13 protein-coding genes are annotated in these 15,395 nt (G+C 71.5%); 7 read left to right on the top strand and 6 right to left on the bottom strand.

Annotation, left to right across the window (positions count from 1 at the left end):
- The first annotated feature begins 410 nt into the window (after positions 1 to 410).
- Positions 411 to 860: a PTS glucose transporter subunit IIA gene (locus ABZV31_RS27825; protein WP_355899132.1), complete on the top strand. Its 450-nt coding sequence runs from the start codon at positions 411 to 413 to the stop codon at positions 858 to 860.
- A 78-nt stretch (positions 861 to 938) separates the two neighbouring features.
- Entirely contained in the window at positions 939 to 2,609 is a 1,671-nt protein-coding gene (gene ptsP / locus ABZV31_RS27830) for a phosphoenolpyruvate--protein phosphotransferase (RefSeq protein ID WP_355899135.1), read from the top strand.
- Positions 2,610 to 2,690: 81 nt separating this feature from the next.
- Here ptsP and ABZV31_RS27835 read toward each other — a convergent pair whose 3' ends face one another.
- The 3 genes from ABZV31_RS27835 to ABZV31_RS27845 form a co-directional block, all read right to left on the bottom strand.
- Positions 2,691 to 3,584: a hypothetical protein gene (locus ABZV31_RS27835; protein WP_355899138.1), complete on the bottom strand. Its 894-nt coding sequence runs from the start codon at positions 3,582 to 3,584 to the stop codon at positions 2,691 to 2,693.
- Between the two features lie 101 nt (positions 3,585 to 3,685).
- Positions 3,686 to 4,087 carry a hypothetical protein gene (locus ABZV31_RS27840; protein WP_355899141.1) on the bottom strand — a complete coding sequence of 134 codons (402 nt, stop codon included), beginning with the start codon at positions 4,085 to 4,087 and terminating at the stop codon, positions 3,686 to 3,688.
- The gene (locus ABZV31_RS27845) at positions 4,087 to 4,425 is read right to left on the bottom strand and encodes a hypothetical protein (protein ID WP_355899144.1); all 339 of its coding nucleotides are present in this window, start codon (positions 4,423 to 4,425) and stop codon (positions 4,087 to 4,089) included. Before ABZV31_RS27845 ends, ABZV31_RS27840 begins: the two co-directional genes overlap by 1 nt.
- 502 nt (positions 4,426 to 4,927) lie before the next feature.
- Here ABZV31_RS27845 and ABZV31_RS27850 point away from each other — a divergent pair.
- Positions 4,928 to 5,233 carry a hypothetical protein gene (locus ABZV31_RS27850; protein ID WP_355899147.1) on the top strand — a complete coding sequence of 102 codons (306 nt, stop codon included), beginning with the start codon at positions 4,928 to 4,930 and terminating at the stop codon, positions 5,231 to 5,233.
- 9 nt (positions 5,234 to 5,242) lie between these two features.
- On the opposite strand, the gene ABZV31_RS27855 is transcribed toward ABZV31_RS27850, so the two are convergent.
- A complete protein-coding gene (locus ABZV31_RS27855) occupies positions 5,243 to 7,210 on the bottom strand; it encodes an acetoacetate--CoA ligase (RefSeq protein WP_355899149.1) in 1,968 nt (655 codons plus the stop codon).
- A 213-nt stretch (positions 7,211 to 7,423) separates the two neighbouring features.
- On the opposite strand from ABZV31_RS27855, the gene ABZV31_RS27860 reads away from it, so the two are divergent.
- Entirely contained in the window at positions 7,424 to 9,790 is a 2,367-nt protein-coding gene (locus tag ABZV31_RS27860; RefSeq protein WP_355899152.1) for a TIM-barrel domain-containing protein, read from the top strand.
- Positions 9,791 to 9,792: 2 nt separating this feature from the next.
- Here the strand turns inward: ABZV31_RS27860 and ABZV31_RS27865 are convergent, their stop codons facing one another.
- Together ABZV31_RS27865 and ABZV31_RS27870 are read right to left on the bottom strand one after the other, a co-directional pair.
- Entirely contained in the window at positions 9,793 to 10,329 is a 537-nt protein-coding gene (locus tag ABZV31_RS27865; RefSeq protein WP_355899155.1) for an NUDIX domain-containing protein, read from the bottom strand.
- 50 nt (positions 10,330 to 10,379) lie between these two features.
- Positions 10,380 to 11,186: a M15 family metallopeptidase gene (locus tag ABZV31_RS27870; protein WP_355899158.1), complete on the bottom strand. Its 807-nt coding sequence runs from the start codon at positions 11,184 to 11,186 to the stop codon at positions 10,380 to 10,382.
- Positions 11,187 to 11,340: 154 nt separating this feature from the next.
- Between ABZV31_RS27870 and ABZV31_RS27875 the strand changes: the two genes are divergently transcribed.
- From ABZV31_RS27875 to ABZV31_RS27885, 3 genes are all read left to right on the top strand, one after another.
- On the top strand, positions 11,341 to 11,766 hold the full coding sequence (locus tag ABZV31_RS27875; protein WP_355899346.1) for a zinc ribbon domain-containing protein: 426 nt from the start codon (positions 11,341 to 11,343) through the stop codon (positions 11,764 to 11,766).
- Positions 11,763 to 12,947 carry a lipid-transfer protein gene (locus tag ABZV31_RS27880; RefSeq protein ID WP_355899161.1) on the top strand — a complete coding sequence of 395 codons (1,185 nt, stop codon included), beginning with the start codon at positions 11,763 to 11,765 and terminating at the stop codon, positions 12,945 to 12,947. The genes ABZV31_RS27875 and ABZV31_RS27880 overlap by 4 nt, the downstream gene beginning before the upstream one ends.
- A gap of 146 nt (positions 12,948 to 13,093) precedes the next feature.
- Positions 13,094 to 14,719, top strand: a complete 1,626-nt coding sequence (locus ABZV31_RS27885) for a GGDEF domain-containing protein (RefSeq protein WP_355899164.1) — start codon at positions 13,094 to 13,096, stop codon at positions 14,717 to 14,719.
- The last annotated feature ends 676 nt before the right edge of the window (positions 14,720 to 15,395 follow it).

The following is a 15,395-nucleotide window of genomic DNA, read 5'->3' on the forward strand; positions in this document are numbered from 1 at the left end:
CGTTGACTTTTGGCACGCTGTTGAGTTCTCAAGGAACGGACGCTTCCTTCGTACTCACCCTCTCGGGCTTTCCTCCGGGCGCTTCCCTTCGGTGTCTCCGACTCTATCAGTGTTTCTCCGTCTCTCTGACCACACTTCTGCGGGCACGCAGAAGCCGACCCCGAGATAGGATCTGACAAGTTGAGTGCTGCCGGGCAACGACGCCTGTGCGTCGCTCGGCCCCAAGGCAGGGGTAGGACTGTACACGGGGCTGCAGAGCGGGCGCAAATCGCTTGCGTCGTGTTCTACGGCCGCCAACCGGGACCTCTCACGCGGAACCGGCACTTCAGGTGACATACCCTGCTCAACAGTGCGCCGTCTGGGACAGGCAGTGACGGCCCATATGAATCTCCACCCCTGGGAGGCTTCCCATGACCACCGTGACGTCCCCGCTCGCAGGACGCGCCATCGGATTGGCGGCAGTGCCGGATCCGGTCTTCTCCGGAGCCATGGTCGGCCCCGGCACGGCGATCGACCCCGTGCGTGAGCCCTCTGAGGCCGTCGCGCCCATGGACGGAGTCATCGTCTCGCTGCACCCTCATGCTTTCGTCGTCGTCGACGAGCAGGGCCACGGGGTGCTCACCCATCTTGGCATCGACACCGTGCAGCTCAATGGCGAGGGCTTCGAGCTGCTCGTCAACAAAGGCGACACCGTGACGCGCGGCCAAGCCGTGGTGCGCTGGAACCCCTCCGCCGTGGAGGACGCCGGCAAGTCTCCTGTGTGCCCGGTCGTGGCGCTCGAGGCCACGGCCGAGTCTCTCTCCGATCTTCGTGACGACGGCGACGTGAAGGCCGGCGACAGCATCTTCGTCTGGAACTGACACCACGCCGTCGCACGAACGGCGAACAGGACAACCATCGCGGCGGCGGGACCCGCCGCACTATCGGAGACGGGTGAGATGGAGACAACGCTGCGAGGCGTCGGCGTGAGCCACGGAGTGGCGATCGGCGAGGTTCGGCACATGGGGACGGCGGTGCTGGAGCCGCCTGCCAAGCAGATCCCGGCCGAGGAGGCGGAGCGTGAACAGGGGCGCGCCCGTCAGGCCGTGGAGGCTGTGGCGGCCGACCTGATTGCGCGCGGCAATCTGGCGGGGGGCGAAGCCCAGGCGGTGCTCGAGGCACAGGCCATGATGGCGCAGGACCCCGAGCTGATGGCGGATGTCGACCGGCGTATCGCCGTCGGCAGCACGGCCGAGCGCGCGGTGTACGACGCGTTCGCCGCGTACCGGGACCTGCTGGCGGGTGCCGGTGAGTACCTCGCGGGTCGGGTGGCCGACCTCGACGATGTGCGGAATCGTATCGTCGCGCGACTGCTGGGCGTGCCCATGCCAGGTGTGCCGGACAGTGACGAGCCCTATGTTCTGGTCGCGCGTGACCTGGCGCCGGCCGACACGGCGCTGCTGGACCCGACCCTCGTCCTCGGCTTCGTCACCGAGGAAGGCGGGCCGACGAGCCACAGCGCGATTCTGGCGCGGGCGCTCGGTGTGCCGGCCGTGGTGGCGCTGCCGGGGGCCGGTGAGCTGGCCGAGGGCACGCTGATCGCCGTGGACGGCAGCACCGGTGAGATCTTCGTGAACCCGAGCGACGAGAAGAAGGCTCAGTTGCGGGCCGTGGCCGCCGAGCGCAAGGCCGCGCTGGCCGCCTCGACCGGACCGGGTGCCACCTCCGACGGTCACAAGGTTCCGCTGCTCGCCAACATCGGCGGTCCCGCGGACGTGGCGGCGGCCGTCGAGGCCGGTGCCGAGGGTGTCGGTCTGTTCCGGACCGAGTTCCTCTTCCTGGACGACAACAAGAACGCGCCGTCCGAGGAGAAGCAGGTCGAGGCCTACCGACAGGTGCTCGAGGCCTTCCCCGAGGGCCGTGTCGTCGTGCGTGTCCTGGACGCGGGCGCGGACAAGCCGCTCGACTTCCTGACGCCGGCCGACGAGCCGAACCCGGCCCTCGGCGTGCGTGGTCTGCGGACGCTGCTCGACCACCCCGAGGTGCTGCGCACCCAGCTGACGGCGCTCGCCAAGGCCGCCGAGGGCCTGCCGGTCTACCTCGAGGTCATGGCCCCGATGGTCGCGGACCGGGCCGATGCCAAGGCGTTCGCCGACGCGTGCCGTGAGGCGGGGCTGCAGGCGAAGTTCGGTGCGATGGTCGAGATTCCGTCGGCCGCGCTGCGGGCGCGTTCGATCCTGCAGGAGGTCGAGTTCCTGTCGCTGGGGACCAATGACCTCGCGCAGTACACCTTTGCCGCCGACCGTCAGGTGGGCGCGGTGTCCCGCCTGCAGGATCCGTGGCAGCCCGCGCTGCTCGACCTGGTCGCCATGGCTGCGGAGGCGGCGAAGGCCGAGGGCAAGAGCTGTGGTGTCTGTGGTGAGGCCGCGGCCGACCCGCTGCTCGCATGTGTGCTGACCGGTCTGGGTGTCACCTCCCTGTCCATGGGTGCGGCGTCGATTCCTTATGTCCGGGCGACGCTGGCCAAGTACACGCTGGCGCAGTGCGAACGGGCGGCGGCGGCCGCGCGGGCTGCGGACAGCGCGGACAAGGCGCGCAACGCGGCTCAGGCGGTGCTGTCCGGCGAGTAGCCGGCCCGAGCCCGTCGTCGGCTGTTCTCGAGGGGCGCTCCGCCTGCGGGTGGGGCGCCCCTCTCGTGCCCAGCCTTGTGCTCAGTGGCGGTGCCTTGGCGCGAGTCCCTCCTCTCCGAGGTCCGGAGGCACGGAGTAGTCGACTCCGGACTCCGGGGAGATCAGGTCGCCGGATTCAACGTCGGTGCAGTAGGCGTCGAAGACCTCGCCCGCGGTGAGGGGCTCCAGACCATCGCCGCGCAGGCGCCAGCCGTAGACGCGGTCGGGGGCGGCAGGGGCGCTGGTGCGCATGACGAGCCCGCCGGGGCTCCGGGTGGCGATGCCGAGGGCGAGGACCGTGCTGAACTCGAGGGCCTCGGCCTCGTCGAGTTGTGTGGCGCCGCCTTCGTCCTCGTCCGCGTGGAGGACGGCGACGAGGGTTTCGGGGGTGCTCGTGACGCTGCACACCAGGTGCCGGTTGCCCGGCGGGGCTGTGTCGAGGATGCGGACGAGGAGGTCCGAGGCACGGGCGAAGGCGGCGCGGCCGATGTCCTGGCCGCAGGATGCGCAGGGGCCGAGCCGGGCCAGGAGTGTGGAGGCGTACTCCCAGGTGGCCTGGCGGACGGCCTCGTCGACGAGGGCGGGGACGAGTTCGGCCACGGGCTGGCCCTCGTAGGGAAGGGTGGGGCCTTGGGTGGCGAGCTCGGCGGTGAAGCGGCTGCGGCTCGACGGCATGTCGGGGTCGAGGCCGTGGTCCACGCAGAACTCGGCGTATTCCTCAGGATCGAAGAGGGCCACTGTGGTGTGGCTGCCCTGGGAGGCGAGGGTCTTCAGGAGGGCCTCTACCTGTTGGAGGTAGGCCGTGTGGTCGTCGAAGGCGAAGGTGCGGTAGCGCCGCATGGCGCGGAAGTCCTGCTCGTCGGTCAGCAGGCCGATCGTGCCGGCGATTTCCCGGCGCAGGACGCGTCGCATGGTCTGGTGGTCGGTGTGCGCCATGTTTCCCCCTGTGTGCGCAGTCGATCAATGCTCACTCACAGTAACCGTCGGCACTGACAACGGTGCCGGGGCGGGGCGGTCACGGATCGTGCGGTGCTGGATCAGGCAGGTCGCGGCGATGACGGCGCCGAAGGCCGTCCAGCCGACGGGGCCGGTGGCGATGGCCGCGGTGACCGCAAGGGGCCGATGCTGCGCTGCGCGGACTGCGCGAGGCCGTGGACACGGAGATAGGCGCCCTGCGCGGTGTCGGGGGCGAGGGCGACGGAGAGCTCCCAGGAGACATTGGCGTGGAGCATCTCGGCCACGGTGAAGACCGCGGCAGAGGCGGTGAGGAGCAGGGGGGCGCCCACGGTGCCGCGGGTTGCCGAAAGGGCCATGGTGATGCCGCCGACGGCGAAAGCGACGGAGAGAGGGATCAGAAGGGTGCGGGCGGCCGCCGTGGTGGCACCGAAACGGGCCAGGGGGACCTGGAGGGCGACCACCATCACGTTGTTGAGCACCATCAGCAGAGGAGCCAGGCCGTGCGGTGTTGTGCTCGCGTGTGCGATCCACAGGGCAGGCCGACCTTGAAGACGGCGTCGTCGAACAGGACGGTCTCGGTCGCGACGTAGGCGAGGTAGGTGCGGTCGCGCCAGGGGCTCGCGGGCTTGCTCGCGGGCTCCGGGGTCTTCGAGACGGCGATGGTTCGGGAGGGCGAAAGCGGCTCGCCGCAGCGCAGGGTGAGCAGTGCGGCCGCGACGAAGGAGAGGGCGTCGCCGAGCAGCAGCCATCGGTAGGCCGCGGTGCTGCCCAGGGGCGAGGGCTGCTGCAGCGCCGAGGCCGCCCAGGGCCCAGCCGGCATTGGCGACGGTCCGGGTGACCGCCTACAGCGGACACTCGATCTGGTGACCGCGTTGGGGTTGCGCATCGTCCCCGTCGCCGTGGACGACGAGGGGTTGCGTCCCGACGCCCTGCGCCAGGCGGTGCGCTCGGGCGTACGGGCCGTGGTGTGCAGCCCGCGGGCGCAGAATCCCTACGGCGGGTGCTTCTCGTCGGCGCGCCGGGGACGCGCTGGTCGACGTGCTGCGTGGGCAGCCCGATGTGCTGGTCGTGGAGAACGACCATGCATCGGCCGTGGCGGACCCGCCCCTGTGGACGCTCACCGCCGGCGGGCTGACGCGGTGGGTGCACGTGCGCACGGTGAGCAAGTTCCTGGGCGCCGATCTGCGCTGGGCAGCGGCGGCCTGTGACGCCATCACGCTGGCCCGGCACGACGGGCGCCTGCTGCTGACGTCCGGATGGGTCAGCCATCTGCTCCAGGAGACGGTGTACGGGCTGATGACGGATGAGAGACGCGCGCGTTGGTGTCACGCGCGCGGAAGACGTACGCGCTGCGCCGCACCGCCCTCTCCCGGGAGCTGGAGGCGAGGGGGTTCACGGCGCACGGGGTGAGCGGGATGAACGTGTGGGTGCCGGTGCGGGACGAATCCGCCGTGGTGAACGGGTTGCGGTCGTACGGCTGGTGGGTCGCCGCGGGGGCCCGGTTCCGGCTGGCGTCCGAGCCCGGGGTGCGGATCTCCGTCGCCGAGCTCGAACCGGCCGACGCGGCGCGGCTGGCCTCGGACTTCGCCGTCGTGCTCGGCGAGTCCGAGGCCACCTACGGCGGGTGACCGGGCGCCTCAGGCGCGCTTGCGGGCCAGGTCCTCGTAGAAGCCCAGCAGGTCGAGGTTGTCGATGGAGCCGGGGTTGACGGCCTTCTCCAGGGGGGTGCCCTGGAGAAGACGCTTGACCGGGACCTCGATCCGCTTTCCGGTGAGGGTGTGCGGGACGCCCGGCACTTCGATGATCTCGTCGGGCACGTGGCGTGGGGACAGCTGTTCGCGGATGGTCTGCTTGATGCGGTTCAGGAGGGCGTCGTCGAGGACGGCGCCGGGGATCAGATGCACGAAGAGGGGCATCCAGTAGCCGCCGTCGGGCTGTTCGATGCCGATGACGAGGGACTCCTTGATCTCGGGGAGGCGTTCGACGACCTCGTAGATGTCGGCGGACCCCATCCGCACGCCCTGGCGGTTGAGCGTGGAGTCGGAGCGGCCGTGGATGATGACGGAGCCGCGGGAGGTGAGCGTGATCCAGTCGCCGTGACGCCACACGCCGGGATACATCGCGAAGTAGCTGTCGTGGTAGCGGCTGCCGTCCGGGTCGTTCCAGAAGTAGATCGGCATCGACGGCATGGGATGGGTGACCACGAGCTCGCCGACCTCGTCGATCAGCGGTTTGCCGCTGGGGTCCCAGGACTGCAGGTCGGTGCCCAGGCAGGGCGCCTGCAGCTCGCCGATGTGGACGGGGAGGGTGGGCACTGCTCCTGCGAAGCAGGAGCACACGTCCGTGCCGCCGCTGACAGAGGCGATCCACAGGTCCTCGCGGACCTCGTCGTGCAGCCAGCGGAACCCGTCGGGTGGCAGGGGCGATCCGGTGGTGGCGACGCACTGCACCGTGGACAGGTCGAAGTCGCGGGATGGGTGCACGCCCGCCTTGCGGCAGGCCATGACGTAGGCGGCCGAGGTGCCGAACAGGGTGGCTCCGGTGCGTTCGGCGACCCGCCACTGGGCGCCCGTGTCGGGGTGGCCGGGGCTGCCGTCGTACAGGACGATCGTCGTGCCGGTCAGCAGGCCGGAGACGAGGAAGTTCCACATCATCCAGCCGGTCGAGGTGTACCAGAAGAAGCGGTCCTCGGGGCCGAGGTCGCAGTGCAGGCCGAGTTGTTTGAGGTGCTCGACCAGGATGCCGCCCTGTGACTGGACGATGGCCTTGGGCAGGCCGGTCGTGCCGGAGGAGTACAGCACCCACAGGGGATGGTCGAAGGGGACCTGTTCGAAGACGGGGTCCACGTCCGGGGAGGTGAGGGTCGACCACTCCAGGGCGCCTTCGGGGGCCGCGGTCCCCAGGAGGGGGATGTGGACGACGGCGCGCAGGGTGGGCAGTTCCCGGCGCAGTTCGGCGACGATGTCGCGGCGGTCGTGCTCCTTGCCGCCGTAACGGTAGCCGTCGACGGTGAACAGGACGACCGGTTCGACCTGCTGGAAGCGGTCGAGGACGCTGCGGGCGCCGAAGTCGGGGGCGCAGGACGTCCAGACGGCGCCCACGGCGGCCGTGGCGAGGAGGGCGACGACGGCCTGCGGGATGTTCGGCAGGTAGCCGCTGACGCGGTCTCCGGGGCGTACGCCGAGGGCACGCAGTTCGGCGGCGAGGGAGCCCACCTGGCGGCGCAGCTCGGACCAGGTCACCGGGCGTGGCTCGTGCGTCTCGTCGACGTACAGGAGGGCCGGTTCCTCCCCGCGGGTCGTGGCCGCGCGCAGGGCGTGTTCGGCGTAGTTCAGGGTCCCCCCGGGGAACCACTGGGCGCCGGGCATCGAGCGGTCGCCCAGCACGCGCGCGTAGGGGGCCGAGAACCGGACGTCGAACCACTCCGTCACGGCCTTCCAGAAGGTGTCCAACTGGTCGACGGACCAGCGGTGCAGGGCCGCGTAGCCGCCCTCGGACGGGGCTCCGTGGCGCTCTGCCGCCCAGGCCTGAAACTTGGTGATCTGTGCCTGGGCGATGCGTTCCGGATCTGGCTGCCAGAGCGGCAGGGGGTTCGCGGTCGACATGGGGCGGCTCCCGGACTGTACGCGTCGTGTGCGTCGGTCGCGCACGTGCTGGGGTGTGCGCGTGACGCGGCTGACACGGACGATGCCATGTGATCGACTTCTACACCAGGGTGCACCCCACATAGTCCGTGTCGTGAAGATGTGGTTCCGGCACGGGTGAACGGCAGTTGAACGACACGCGCGCGGAGGGCGGTCAATGGCAGGGTGAGCAGCATGGATGGTCGTGACCTGGTGCGTTCGGTGAAGGCGATCGGTTCGGCAGGGGCGGCCCAGGGGGTGCGCACCGTACGGGCCGCGTGGCGCAGGCGGCGTGCCGACGCCAAGGGGCTGCCGCCGCGGGGGGCCGAGCGCGCACGGGTGCCCGGCGCGGTGCAGGACGTGGAGCCCGGGCCGGGGGGCGGTGTGGTGCGGTTCAGCCGCTCGGAGCTGCGGATCTCCGTCGCCGTGAACGGGGCCGTCTTCTGGGGCTGGGACGGGGCCGGCCCCGAGCCGTCGTACGCGCTCGCCGGCCGCTGCCCCGAACCGGATCCCCGCGCGGTGCTGGAGCCGGACAAGGACGGCGGCTGGCGGGTCGTGGCCGAGCGGGTCACCATCACCGTCTCGCGGCACGGGGCGGTCGAGGTGTGCACCCCCGGGGGCGTGACCCTGCGCCGCGATCTGCCGCCTCGGTGGTGGGAGCCGGTCGGCGGGGGCCGGGCGCGCTGGATGCAGCGGTCGGAGGTGGCCGCGGACGCGCGGTTCTTCGGCCTGGGCGGGCGCCCTTCGGGGCCCCGGCTGCGCAACGGCACGTATCGCCTGTGGAACACCGATCCCGGCCATGCCTTCGGACCTGATGACGACCCGCTGTACATCACCATGCCGGTCCAGCTGGTCGTGGCCGACGCGGGCACGCATCTGGTGTTCCACGACAACGCGTGGGACGGCACGGTCACGCTGCGGGAGGGCGAGGAGGGCGCCGGCTCCGGGCACGATCGGGCGGGGACGTGCGAGCTCAGGATGGACGGCGGTGCGCTGCGCTGCTGGGTGATGGTGGGCACCCCCGCGCGCGTGCTGCAAGCCTGGGCCTCGCTCACCGGGGCGGCCGCGCTGCCGCCCGCCTGGGCCCTGGGCCACCATCACGCGCGATGGGGCTTCGGCAGCGAGCAGGAGGTGCGGCGGATCGTCGCGGGCTATCAGGAGCACGGCCTGCCGCTGGACGCCGTCCACCTGGACATCGACCACTACGACGCACACCAGGTGTTCACCGTCGATCACGACCGCTTTCCGAAGCTGCCGGTGCTCGCCGAGGAACTGCGCCAGGACGGGATACGGCTGGTGTCGATCGTCGACCCGGCGGTGAAGGCCGCGCCGGGCAACGCCGTGTACGACAGCGGGACGGCCGAGGACGCCTTCGTGCGGGACGCCTCCGGGGGACTCGTACGAGGCGTCGTGTGGCCCGGAGAGGCGGTGTTCCCGGACTTCACACACGCGCGCGTGCGGCAGTGGTGGGGCGAGCTGTACGAGGAGCGGCTGGCGCAGGGGTTCGCCGGCTTCTGGCACGACATGAACGAGCCCACCTCCTTCGCCGCCTTCGGCGAGTCGACACTGCCCCGGTCGGCCCGCCACTCCCTGGAGGGCCGGGGCGGCGACCATCGCGAGGCGCACAACGTGTACGCCCTGTGCATGGCGAAGGCGGGGTACGAGGGGCTGCGGGACCTGGTCCCCCAGGAGCGGCCGTTCGTCTTCTCGCGCTCGGGGTGGGCCGGCATGCAGCGCTACGGCGGGACGTGGTCGGGCGACGTGGCCACCGGCTGGCCGGGGCTGCGGGCGTCGCTGTCGCTGGTCCTGGGGCTCGGGCTGTGCGGGGTGCCGTACTCGGGGCCGGACGTGGGCGGGTTCGACGGGAGTCCCTCGCCGGAGCTGTATCTGCGGTGGCTCCAGCTGGGGTCGTATCTGCCGCTGTTCCGGACGCATGCGAGTCTGCGGGCGGGGCGCCGTGAGCCGTGGGAGTTCGGGCCGGAGGTGCTCGAGCACGCGCGTGTGGCGCTCGTGGAGCGTCGGCGTCTGCTGCCGTACTTCGTGACGCTGGCGCATCTGGCACGGCGCACGGGCGCGCCCTACGTGCGACCGCTGTGGTGGGGCGCGCCGGAGGACCGCGCCCTGAGGGACTGCGAGGACGCCTTCCTCCTCGGCGACTGCCTTCTGGTGGCGCCGGTGCTCGACCCCGGAGCGGACCGGCGCGCCGTGCAGTTGCCGCGGGGACGGTGGTACGACACGGCGACGGGGCGAGCGTACGAGGGGCCGGCGCAGGTGTTGATCGACGCCCCCTTGTCGCGGATTCCCGTGCTCGCGCGCGCGGGTGCCGTCATCCCCGTGCGCGGCGACGACGGCGGCCTGGAGCTGGAAGTGTGGGCGCCTGCCCGTGGGCGTACCGGGGGCGGCATGGTGGTGCCAGACGCGGGTGACGGCTGGGACGAGCCCGAGATCGAGCGCTATGTCGCCCGCGGGGAGGGCCGGCGGACGGTCGTCGAGCGCGAGCGGGAGGACGGCGTGAGCGCGCCGCCCTACCCGGTGCGCATACGAGGGACCGATGAGCGGTGAGCTCAGACGTACCGGCCCTCGAACCAGGCGCGCACGGCCAACGTGTGCAGCGGGAAGGCGAGCTCCTCCGGTCGGCGCAGGAGGTGCCAGCCCTCCGTCTCGTCCGTGGCGGCGGACTTCGGCAGGCCCTCGGCCGGGCGTTCCGGCAGGAGCCCGAAGAGCAGCAGATGACCGTCGGGCGAGCTCATCGCGTCGACGAGCCGCACGTCGCGGCCGGCCGCCTCGATGCCCGTCTCCTCCTTGAGCTCGCGGACGACGGCCTGCCGCCAGTCCTCACGGTCGTCGATGTAGCCGCCCGGCAGGGCCGTGCCCCCGCGCGCGGGGGCGACGGTGCGGGTGATGACGACCAGGGCGGTGCCCTTCGTGTCGTACACGGGCTGAAGGGCCACCGCGACCGGCAGCGGGTTGCGGTAGGCCACAGTGCCGCAGGCCGGGCAGGTGCGGGGCCAGCTGGAGATGCCCACTCCGTAGGGCGCTCCGCAGCTCGAACAGTGGGAGTCCGGCACGGAATTGGCAGTCGGGTGCTGAATTTCGGACACGCGCGGACTGTATCCGATCACAGGAAGGGCGTCTTCCGTCAGGCTGCTCACTACCTCGTCGTGAGGGACTTCCAGGAGACGGGGAAATCGAAATAGGTGTCCGGGTAGGGCTCGGGCTTGTACGTGTAGTGCCACCACTCCTCGGCGAGGTTCACGAACCCGAGGTCCTCCAGGGTGTTCTTGAGCAGCAGCCGGTTGGCGCGCTGTTGTCCCTGGATGCGGGGGTCGAGCGTGTGCGCGAGGGTGTCGAAGCAGTCGAAGCCGGTCCCCATGTCGATGGAGTTGTCCGGAAAACGCTGGTCCTTGGGTGCGTAACAGGGCACCAGGGGCTCGCCCGGGACGTAGGGGCGCGTCGGCTTCGCCGGGAGCTTGACGATCGTGAGGTCCATCGTGGAGCCGCGGCTGTGGCCGGATTTCTCCGCGATGTAGCCGTCCTCGAACAGTCGGGTCTTGTCGACGTTCGGGTAGAACTCCCCCTTCATGGCCTGGTCGTCGAGGTCCTTGGCCCAGCGCACGAAGTGGTTGACGGCGCGCTGCGGCCGGTAGCAGTCGTACACCTTGAGGGTGTAGCCCCGGCGCAGCAGCTTCGTCTGGGCCTTGTGAAGGGCCTGGGCGGCGGGCCGGGTGAGGATGCAGATCGGCTGTTCGTAGCCGTCGATGCGCTCGCCGACGAAGTCGTGCGGCTTGAAGTAGCGCATCTCCTGAATGATCGTGGGATCCACGGTGCTCAGGGCCACGAAGTCCTTCGGCGCCTTGGGCTCGGGCGTCGCCCGGGCGGTGGCGGAGGCGGCAGCCACGGTCAGCAGGGCGGCGACGGCGGTGATCAGACCGCGTACGGCACAGGAGAGTCGTGTCATGCCTCCTGCATCTACCAGGAGCAGGCTGCGCCGGGGAAGCGATCGTGCGCCGTTGTTCCGTACGCCCTGCCCATTCTCCGTTGCCCGTGGCACACTTCTGACGCTTCGTCAGGTTGGATGCCGGGGAGGGACCTTGTCGCGTACACGGACGTCTGTGGTCGCCGGGTGGTTCACCGGCGAGGGGGACGACTTCCGGTTCCTCGGCACGCGATGCTCTGCCTGCGCCTCGGTCTTCTTTCCGCGCGAGGACGCCCACTGCCGCAATCCAGGGTGCCCGGGGGGCGAGCTGCGGGAGGTCCCGCTGTCCCGGCGCGGCCGCGTGTGGTCGTACACGGACAGCCGGTACCGGCCTCCGTCACCGTTTGTGAGCGATCCGGAACTTCCGTGGGAGCCGTACGCGTTGATCGCTGTGGAGCTGGAGTCCGAGCGGATCGTGGTACTCGGGCAGGCAGCCGACGGGGTCACTGTCGCCGATCTGGCGGTGGGCATGGAGGTGGAGGTCGTCCCCGGCGTGCTGCACGAGGACGCGAAGACGACCTGGACGACCTGGAAGTGGCGGCCGACGGGGGTGACGGCATGACGGCGGATGTGGCAGTGCTGGGAGCGGGCATGCACCCCTGGGGCAAGTGGGGGCGCAACTTCGTCGAGTACGGGACGGCAGCGGCCCGCGCGGCGCTTGTCGACGCCGGGCTGGACTGGCGGGACATCGGCTCAATCGTCGGGGCGGACACCGTGCGGGGCGGCTACCCCGGGTACGTGGCGGGGGCGACCTTCGCGAAGGCGCTCGGCTGGCAGGGGGCCCGCGTCGCGAGCGTGTACGCGGCGTGCGCGTCCGGGGCGCAGGCCGTGGCGACCGCGCGGGCGCAGATCCTCGCCGGCCTGGCGGACGTGGTGCTCGTCGTGGGCGCGGATGCGGCCCCCAAGGGGTTCCTCCGGCCGGCGGGCGGGGACCGGCCCGACGATCCGGACTGGCTGCGCTTCCGGGTCCTCGGGGCGACCAACCCGACCTACTTCGGACTGTACGCGCGCCGTCGGATGGCGGTGCACGGCGACACCCTGGACGACTTCGCGCAAGTCAAGGTGAAGAACGCCGCCATGGGAGCGCTGAATCCGAACGCGCGCTACCGCAAGCGGGTCACCGCCGAGGAGGTCGCCGCCTCCGCGGTCGTGGCCGATCCGTTGCGGCTGCTCGACATCTGCGCGACCTCCGACGGCGGGGCGGCGCTGGTGCTGTCCAGCATGGAGTTCGCCCGTCGGCACGGCGCACCGGCACCCGCGCGGATCCGCGCGGTGTCCACGGTGTCCCCTCGGTTCCCCAATACTGTGCTGGACCTGCCGGACATCGCGACGGACTCCGCGGTCGCGATGGAGCCCGCCGAGGAGACCTTCCGGGCTGCGATCGCCCGGGCGGCGTACGAGGAGGCGGGCATCGGGCCCGAGGACCTCTCCCTGGCCGAGGTCTACGACCTGTCCACCGCCCTGGAGCTGCAGTGGTACGAGGATCTGGGCCTGTGCTGCGAGGGTGAGGGCACCAAGCTGCTCCATGAGGGTGCGACGGCCCTCGGCGGGCGCATACCGGTGAACGCGAGCGGTGGGCTGCCCTACTTCGGGGAGGCGGTCCCGGCACAGGCGATCGCCCAGGTCTGCACCTGGCAGTTGTGGGGCGACGCGGGTGACCGGCAGGTCGAAGGGGCGAGCGTGGGGATCACGGTGAACCAGGGGCTGTTCGGGCACGGTTCTGCGGTGGTTGCGGTGCGGTGAGAGGAGGTCCGGCGGGAGCCTGGCCGGCGGTTCCGCCGGGTTGGCTGCAAGGCCTTTCTCATACGCTGTGTGATCGCCCCGGAATCCTCCGTGAACGTCTCATGAACTGGGCCTGGGCGTGCGCGGGGCGGCGCCATCATGCTCCCGTGCACTCCTGGACGGACACTCTCCGCTTCGCCTTCCAGCCGGTGGTCAATCTGACGACCGGTGGGGTCGCGGCGCTGGAGGTCCTCGCTCGCCCGGAGACCGGCGACATCCTGGCCGAGGCCCGCCGCGACCCCGAGCTCGACGGCCGACTGGCGGTGTCGGCGCTCCGCACCGCAACCCGCAAGGAGACGCTGCTGCCGCTCCACTTGAACGTGTTCGCCGGCACCCTCGCCGACCTCGGCGGGCTCGGCCTGCTGCACGACGCCGTGCGCGAGGCGGGACGAATGCCATGGGAAGTCACGATCGACGTGGTCCCGCCGTACACGCACGTACCGCAGCAGGCCCTGCTGGAGGCGGTCGCTGCGCTGCGGGGCCAGGGTTTCCGGGTCAGCGCGGACGGCGTCGGGGACGGGGACGTGCCCCTACGGCTGCTCACCGACCTCGCGCCCGACCTGGTGAAGCTCGACTCCTCGCTGCTGGCACGGCCTGCGGCGGTACGCGCGATGCGGACGCTGTGCGAGCAGGTGGGAGCGTTGCTGGCGGTCGAGGGCGTGGAGACGGAACGGCAGTATGCGGTCGCGCTGTCGGCCGGGGCGCAGCTGGCGCAGGGCGAGCTGTTCGCCCCGCCCGCCCGGTTGCCGGCCGCGGACGTATACGTTCCGCCCCGCTTCCCGGAGGTCGTGGTGACACCGCGGTCGGGGCCGTCGGTGCGGGAGTTCCTGCGGCCGGCAGCGCTGCTGCCCGCCCAGGCCTCCGCGGGCCAGGTGCGGGCGCTGCTGACCGGGTCGCCCGACGTGTCCGGGGTGCTGCTCGTGGACCAGTACGGGGTGCCGGTCCGGTCGGTGCACCGGTCCCGCTTCCTGCTGACGATGTCCGGGCGCTACGGCCATGCCCTGTACGCCGACCGTCCCGCAGCCAAGCTGGGCGATCCGCCCCGCACGGTGGGCATCGACGCGACCGCCTGGGAGGTGCTGGACGTGGTGGCCGTCGGCAGCCGGGATCGCACCTCGGACGATGTGGCGGTCGTCGACCAGCGGGGGCGGTGCGTGGGCGTCGTACGGCTGGCGGACCTCGTACGGGCGCTGGCCGAGTCCCGGGTCGAGGAAGCCGCGGGGCTCAATCCGCTGACGCGGCTGCCCGGCTCGGACTCGATCACGGGCGAGGTGGACCGGTGGATCGCGGACGGCCGGACGTTCGCGCTGAGCTGGCTGGACATCGACCACTTCAAGCAGGTCAACGACGGCGCCGGGTTCGCCGCGGGCGATGAGCTGATCCGGTCGGTGGGGCAGGCGCTGCAGCGCGCGGCGACCGATTCCATGCGCGTGGGACACATCGGCGGTGACGACTTCCTGGTGCTGGCGGATCCGGAGGAACTGGATCCGCTGGTCTCCTCCGTGCTGGAGGCACCCTGGTCAGCCGGCGGCCTGCCGGTCACGTTGTCCCTGGCCACGATCGTGTGCGTGCCGGGCAGCGTGACCGACCACCGTCAGGCGGCCGCCTGTCTGGCACCGCTGAAGAAGTCCGCGAAGGCGCTCCACGGGGCCAGCTGGGTGCTCGGCCGAGCGAACCTGCCCGGCCACGAGATCCGCCGCGGCTCCGCAGCGACGGCCGCCCAGGCCGGGTGAGGCCCGACGTCGGCTGCACGCAGACGGGGCGAGGAGCGGCGACGACTGCGAGCGGTGAGGAGCGGCGACGACTGCGCGCAGACAGGGTGAGGAGCAGCGACGGCTGCGAGCGGTGAGGACCGCCGAAGGCTGCGCAGACCGGGAAAAGCACGCAAGGCCCCGCAGCTCGGGCAAGGCGCGGCGATGGTCGCCCACAGAGCGGGTGAGTGCGGCGAACGGCGCGTAGGCAGGTGAGAGGGTGAGGGCGCCGAACGGCGCGCAGGCGGGGTGCGAGGCGTGGAGGCGGCCGCTCAGCCGGGGTGAGTGCGGGGACGGGGGCGTGGCATCGGTGAGCGTGCGGGCGAGTCAGTCGGGCCGCACCGGCGCCCGCGGTTCCGCCCATGCCGCCTCCGAACCACCTGTGCGCACCCTCTGCACCGGCGAGGGGCCCACCGTCATCGTTGCCGTCGGCGACCTTGACGCTCCCTGTACACAGGTGAACACTTCCCGTGTCAGTCGACGTCGCCGCACGTTCTCGGCGTATTCAGGCACGGCACCGTGCGGGCCCCGCTCGCACCCCGACCCCTCCCCCCACAGGCGATTCGACTGCGACGGCACGCTCGTCACGGACGCCGGGCGGGGCGCGGGACCTCCCTGCCTTCGGCTGAAGCGCCATGGGAAACGCACCTCGCAGGGA

Source organism: Streptomyces sp. NPDC005202, assembly GCF_040608235.1.
Lineage (GTDB): Bacteria > Actinomycetota > Actinomycetes > Streptomycetales > Streptomycetaceae > Streptomyces.

Coding starts and splice junctions, on each gene's coding strand:
- ABZV31_RS27825 (WP_355899132.1), top strand. CDS start 411: ATGACCACCGTGACGTCCCCGCTCGCAGGACGCGCCATCGGATTGGCG.
- ptsP (WP_355899135.1), top strand. CDS start 939: ATGGAGACAACGCTGCGAGGCGTCGGCGTGAGCCACGGAGTGGCGATC.
- ABZV31_RS27835 (WP_355899138.1), bottom strand. CDS start 3,584: ATGGCGCACACCGACCACCAGACCATGCGACGCGTCCTGCGCCGGGAA.
- ABZV31_RS27840 (WP_355899141.1), bottom strand. CDS start 4,087: ATGGTGCTCAACAACGTGATGGTGGTCGCCCTCCAGGTCCCCCTGGCC.
- ABZV31_RS27845 (WP_355899144.1), bottom strand. CDS start 4,425: ATGCCGGCTGGGCCCTGGGCGGCCTCGGCGCTGCAGCAGCCCTCGCCC.
- ABZV31_RS27855 (WP_355899149.1), bottom strand. CDS start 7,210: ATGTCGACCGCGAACCCCCTGCCGCTCTGGCAGCCAGATCCGGAACGC.
- ABZV31_RS27860 (WP_355899152.1), top strand. CDS start 7,424: ATGGATGGTCGTGACCTGGTGCGTTCGGTGAAGGCGATCGGTTCGGCA.
- ABZV31_RS27870 (WP_355899158.1), bottom strand. CDS start 11,186: ATGACACGACTCTCCTGTGCCGTACGCGGTCTGATCACCGCCGTCGCC.
- ABZV31_RS27880 (WP_355899161.1), top strand. CDS start 11,763: ATGACGGCGGATGTGGCAGTGCTGGGAGCGGGCATGCACCCCTGGGGC.